Source organism: Arthrobacter sp. SPT-J7 (genome assembly GCF_059089965.1).
Genome location: NZ_JBNHFF010000212.1, coordinates 1 through 5,538 on the forward strand (window position 1 = coordinate 1; position 5,538 = coordinate 5,538).

Annotated in this window: 3 protein-coding genes and 1 pseudogene; 3 read left to right on the plus strand and 1 reads right to left on the minus strand. The window is 65.3% G+C overall.

The window, feature by feature from the left end; genetic code table 11:
• Positions 1 to 215: 215 nt before the first annotated feature.
• Entirely contained in the window at positions 216 to 1,175 is a 960-nt protein-coding gene (locus AC5RWX_RS29550; RefSeq protein ID WP_494099788.1) for a heme o synthase, read from the minus strand.
• 516 nt (positions 1,176 to 1,691) lie between these two features.
• On the opposite strand from AC5RWX_RS29550, the gene tkt reads away from it, so the two are divergent.
• From tkt to AC5RWX_RS29565, 3 genes and pseudogenes are all read left to right on the plus strand, one after another.
• Positions 1,692 to 3,809, plus strand: a complete 2,118-nt coding sequence (gene tkt, locus AC5RWX_RS29555) for a transketolase (RefSeq protein ID WP_494099789.1) — start codon at positions 1,692 to 1,694, stop codon at positions 3,807 to 3,809.
• A gap of 28 nt (positions 3,810 to 3,837) precedes the next feature.
• Positions 3,838 to 4,953, plus strand: coding sequence for a transaldolase (tal, locus tag AC5RWX_RS29560; protein WP_494099787.1), 1,116 nt, complete (start codon positions 3,838 to 3,840; stop codon positions 4,951 to 4,953).
• A 6-nt stretch (positions 4,954 to 4,959) separates the two neighbouring features.
• A pseudogene (locus AC5RWX_RS29565) lies at positions 4,960 to 5,538 on the plus strand (glucose-6-phosphate isomerase); the annotation flags it as partial.

Genomic DNA, 5,538 nt, shown 5'->3' on the forward strand with positions numbered 1-5,538 from the left:
ATGCCAAGCGCCCCGGTTCCTTCCGAACCGGGGCGCTTGGCACCTGGCGGCCCGCTTCCTGCTGGTCAACCTGCAGCCGTCCCTGCCGGAGCGGGCCACTGTACGGCTTCGGCGATAAGTCCGCCCGTTCCGGGTCCTCACTTTCGGGACTCCTAACGGGACAAGCCTCCCCCGGCAGGACCGGGAGAGGCTTGACGTGCGGCAGGACGGAGGGGCTAGGCCGCCATGACAGCCGGGCCAATGAAGGGATCCACCGCCAGGGCAATGAAGAGCAGGGTGAGGTAACTGATGGAGCCGTGGAACACCTTCATGGCCCGCTTGTCGGAGATGTCCTCACGCTGGGCCCGGTTGTACAGGGAGTGCGACTCGTAGAGGAACCAGGCCCCGGCCAGCACCGCCGTGGCCGTGTATACCCAGCCGGCGCCGCCGGCGGGAACCATCAGCAGGGAGCAGGCAACCATGGCCCACGCGTACAGGACCACCTGTACGGAGACCACCTTGGCGCCCGCGATGGCCCCCAGCATGGGGACCTTGGCGTTCCGGTAGTCCTCGCCGTAACGCATGGACAGGGGCCAATAATGCGGCGGCGTCCAGAGGAAGATCACCATAAAGAGGATGACGGCGGGCCACTCCACCGAGTTGGTCACAGCCGCCCAGGCAATCAGTACCGGGAAGCATCCTGCAGCACCGCCCCACACGATATTCTGCGCGGTGCGGCGTTTGAGGATGATCGTGTAAATCACCACGTAGAAAAAGATGGCGCCCAGCCCCAGCCAGGCGGACAGTGGATTGGCTCCGAACCAGAGGATGGCGATGGCGGACGCGCCCAGAAGCCAGGAGAAGACCAGCGCTTCACGCGGGGTGACTTCACCGGTGACCAGCGGCCGGTTCTCGGTGCGCTGCATCAGCTTGTCGATGTCGCGGTCGATGTAGCAGTTGAAGGCTCCGGCACTGCCGGCGGCGAAGGCTCCGCCCACCAGCGTGGCCAGGATGAGCCCGATCGAGGGAAAGCCCCGCTCCGCATAGATCATGGTGGGCAGCGTGCTCACCAGCAGCAGCTCAATCACGCGGGGCTTGGTGAGGGCGAGATACGCCTTTGCCTTACGGGCAATCCCGGCGCCTGTTGCCCGGGATGCGTTCAGCGGCGTATCTGTTGTGCTCACGGTGGCAGTCACCCGTTCTGTTGGCAGTTCTGTCTGGCTGTCCAGCTGTGTCATGCGGCCCACCCGTGCGGGCGCCGGCGAAACCATATCCATTGATCCGCCCCGTGGCCGGGAGCTGCGGGAAACCCGCAAAAAGGTCCGCCACCCGGCGCTGGCCTCCAAATATCATACCGTGCCGGTTCCCTCCCAACCGCCCGTCATTTGGTGCTGATGATCGCTCGCGCGTCGATTCGAGCAGATTAACTCAACCTCACTTCAGACGGATTCACATAAGCCGAAATTGCGTCCAAAGGGTGAGATTCCGGCCGCCCGCACAGTGGAATAGAGCTAAGCTGTCACCAGATCAGCACGCAGCAGGAAGCGGTGGAAAACGCGTTCCCGGCTGGCCAGTGGCTGAGTGAAAAGATCAACGTTTCGATGGTGAACGGCTGGTACACACCGCAGCGGGCGCCACACAGCGTGCCTCCAGACGGATCCGGTGTGCCACCTGCCATCAGCACAGAGAGGGGCCCGGTTTTCGTGCCACATTTGGAAGAGCAAGAACTGTCTTGGACCAGCCTGGACGAGCGTGCGGTGGATACTGTCCGCGTGCTCGCAGCGGATGCGGTGGAGAAGGTGGGCAACGGCCACCCGGGGACGGCGATGAGTTTGGCGCCGGCCGCGTACCTTCTTTTCCAAAAGTTGATGCGGCACGATCCGCGGAATCCTGAGTGGCTGGGCCGTGACCGGTTTGTCCTGTCACCGGGCCACACCTCGCTGACCCTGTACATCCAGCTCTTCCTTAACGGTTACGGCCTGGAGCTGGAGGACCTTCAGGCGCTGCGGACGTGGGGTTCGCTGACGCCGGGGCACCCTGAGTACAAGCACACCGCCGGTGTGGAGATCACTACCGGCCCGCTGGGCCAGGGCCTGGCGTCCTCTGTGGGCTTCGCGTATTCCCAGCGCCGGATGCGCGGCCTGTTCGACGCCGATGCCGCCCCGGGTACCAGCCCGTTCGACCACACCATTTGGGTGATTGCGTCCGACGGCGATCTCCAGGAAGGCGTCACGGCCGAGGCTTCCTCGCTTGCCGGTCACCAGGAACTGGGCAACCTCGTTGTTGTCTACGACGAGAACCACATCTCCATCGAGGACGACACCGACATCGCCTTCACCGAGGATGTCCTGAAGCGCTATGAAGCCTATGGCTGGCACGTCCAGCGCGTGGACTGGACCAAGACCGGCGAATACAAGGAGGACGTCCGGGAGCTGTACTCCGCGCTCCTCGCGGCCAAGGCTGAGACGTCCAGGCCCTCCATCGTGTCGCTGCGCACCATCATCGGCTACCCGGCCCCCAAGAAGCAGAACACCGGCAAGATCCATGGTTCGGCACTTGGTGCAGAGGAAGTCGCAGCACTTAAGGAAGTTCTGGGCTTTGACCCGGCCAAGTCCTTCGAGGTTGACCAGGACGTCCTGGCGCACGCGCGCGCCGTCGTGGACCGCGGTGCTGCCGCCCGCAAGGAATGGGAAGAGTCCTTCAACGCCTGGCAGGCGGCCAATCCCGAAGGCGCGGCCCTGCTGCAGCGCATCGAGGCCAAGGAACTGCCCAACGATGTTGACGCGGCCCTTCCGGTTTTCCCGGCCGGCAAGGACGTCTCCACCCGCGCCGCGTCCGGCAAGGTCCTGAACGCCCTGGGCCCGGTCCTGCCCGAACTGTGGGGCGGCTCTGCTGACCTTGCCGAATCGAACAACACCACCATCGAGGGCTCGCCGTCGTTCGTTCCGGCGTCCAAGCAGACCGAGGCGTGGAAGGGCAACCCGTACGGCCGCGTGCTGCACTTCGGTATCCGCGAGCACGCCGCAGCCTCGATCGTGAACGGCATCGCCCTGCACGGCCGGACCCGGGCGTTCTCCGGCACGTTCCTGATCTTCAGCGACTACCAGCGCCCGGCCATCCGGCTTGGCGCGCTGATGGGTGTCCCGTCCCTGTACGTGTGGACGCACGACTCCATCGGCCTGGGCGAGGACGGGCCCACCCACCAGCCGGTGGAACAGCTCGCCTCGCTGCGCGCCATCGTGGGTCTGGACGTTGTCCGTCCCGGTGACGCGAACGAAGTTGCCGTGGCCTGGAAGACGATGCTGGAAAACCACACCAACCCCGCCGGCATCGTGCTGACCCGCCAGAACATCCCCACCTGGGAACGCGGCCAGGGCGAGGCCGACGGCGACACGTTCGGTTCCGTTGCCGGCGTCGCCAGGGGCGGCTACGTCCTGGCCGAAGCCGCCAGGGACGGCGCGACTGTTCCTGCCGACGTCATCCTGATCGGTACCGGTTCCGAGGTCCAGCTGGCCGTCCAGGCCCGTGAAGCCCTGCAGGCCGAAGGCATCGCCGCCCGTGTTGTGTCCATGCCCTGCGTTGAGTGGTTCAACAAACAGGACGCCGTCTACCGCGAGTCAGTGCTCCCGGCAGCGGTCAAGGCCCGCGTGTCCGTCGAAGCAGGACTTGCCCTGGGCTGGAAGGAATTCGTCGGTGACGCCGGCCGTTCCGTCAGCCTGGAGCACTACGGCGCTTCCGCTGACTACAAGCGCCTCTTCCAGGAGTTCGGCATCACCGCAGAAGCAGTTGCTGCGGCCGCCAAGGACTCCCTCGCCGCCGTCCAGGCCTGAAACCCAATTTCCCAGGAGATATAGAACAATGACTACTCCCACCCAGCAGCTCTCCGACGCCGGAGTTTCCATCTGGCTCGATGACCTTTCCCGCGGGCGCCTGGACACCGGCACCCTGGCCAAGCTCATCGAAGAAAAGAACGTGGTCGGTGTGACCACCAACCCGTCGATCTTCCACGCCGCGATCACCGCCGGTACCGACTACGACGCCACGATCGCCAAGCAGGCAGCCGCCGGCGCGTCCGTCGAGGACACCATCTTCGAGATCACCACCACGGACGTCGCCGACGCCTGCGACCTGTTCGCCCCCGTGGCAGCAGCAACCAACGGCGTTGACGGGCGCGTGTCCATCGAAGTGGACCCGCGCCTGGCCTGGGACACCGCCGGCACCATCGCCGAAGCCAAGCACCTGTACAAGAGGGTCAACAAGGACAACGTCCTGATCAAGATCCCGGCCACCCTCGAGGGCCTCGAAGCCATCACCGCCACCCTCGCCGAGGGCATCAGCGTCAACGTGACCCTGATCTTCTCCCTGGAGCGCTACCGCGCCGTCATCAACGCCTTCCAGACCGGCCTGGAACAGGCCAAGGAAAACGGCCACGACCTCTCGAAAATCCACTCCGTGGCCTCGTTCTTCGTCTCCCGCGTGGACTCCGAGATCGACAAGCGCCTCAACGCCATCGGCACCGAGGAGGCCAAGGCACTCAAGGGCAAGGCCGGCCTGGCCAACGCCCGCCTGGCCTACCAGGTCTACGAAGAGCTCTTCGCCACCGAACGCTGGGCCCTGCTCGCCGAAGCCGGCGCACTCCCCCAGCGTCCCCTCTGGGCCTCCACCGGCGTGAAGGACCCGGCCTACCCGGACACCCTCTACGTCACCGAGCTCGTCGCCCCCGGCGTCGTGAACACCATGCCGGAAAAGACCCTGGACGCCACCTTCGACCACGGCGTCATCACCGGCGACACCGTCACCGGCACCTACACCGAAGCCAACAACACCCTGGACGCGCTCGAGAAGCTCGGCATCTCCTACAACGAGGTCGTCGCACTCCTCGAATCCGAAGGCCTGGACAAGTTCGTGGCCAGCTGGAAAGAACTCCTCGGCGACGTTGAGGGCGCCCTCGCCTCCGCACGGAAGGCTTCCTAACCGATAATGAGCACACTCAGCTACGAAGCCACAGGTGCCGCGCAGCAGGCACTGGAACAGCACCTCCCCGCCCTGGTGGAGGACCGCATCGCCACCCGGATCTTCGCAAAGGACCACACCCTGTGGGGTCCCGACGCTGAAGCAGAGTCTGCCATCCGCCTCGGCTGGGTTGAGGCGGCCACCGTCTCCCAGCCGCTGGTGATGGAGATCCTGGAACTCCGCGACGCCCTCCGCGCGGAAGGCGTCACCCGCATCGTGCTTTGCGGCATGGGCGGGTCCTCGCTGGCACCGGAGGTGATCGCGGGCACTGCCGGCGTCGAGCTGACTGTGCTGGACAGCACGGACCCGGACCAGGTCCGTGCTGCCCTGGCAGACCGGCTGGAGGAGACCGCCATCGTGGTCTCCTCCAAGTCCGGATCCACTGTTGAAACGGATTCGCAGCGAAGGGTCTTCGAGAAGGCGTTCAATGACGCCGGCATCGACGCCGCCAGCCGCATCGTCATCGTCACGGACCCGGGATCTCCTCTGGACAAGGCCTCCCGTGAAGCCGGCTACCGGGCCGTTTTCAACGCAGACCCCTATGTC

Coding starts and splice junctions, on each gene's coding strand:
- tal (WP_494099787.1), top strand. CDS start 3,838: ATGACTACTCCCACCCAGCAGCTCTCCGACGCCGGAGTTTCCATCTGG.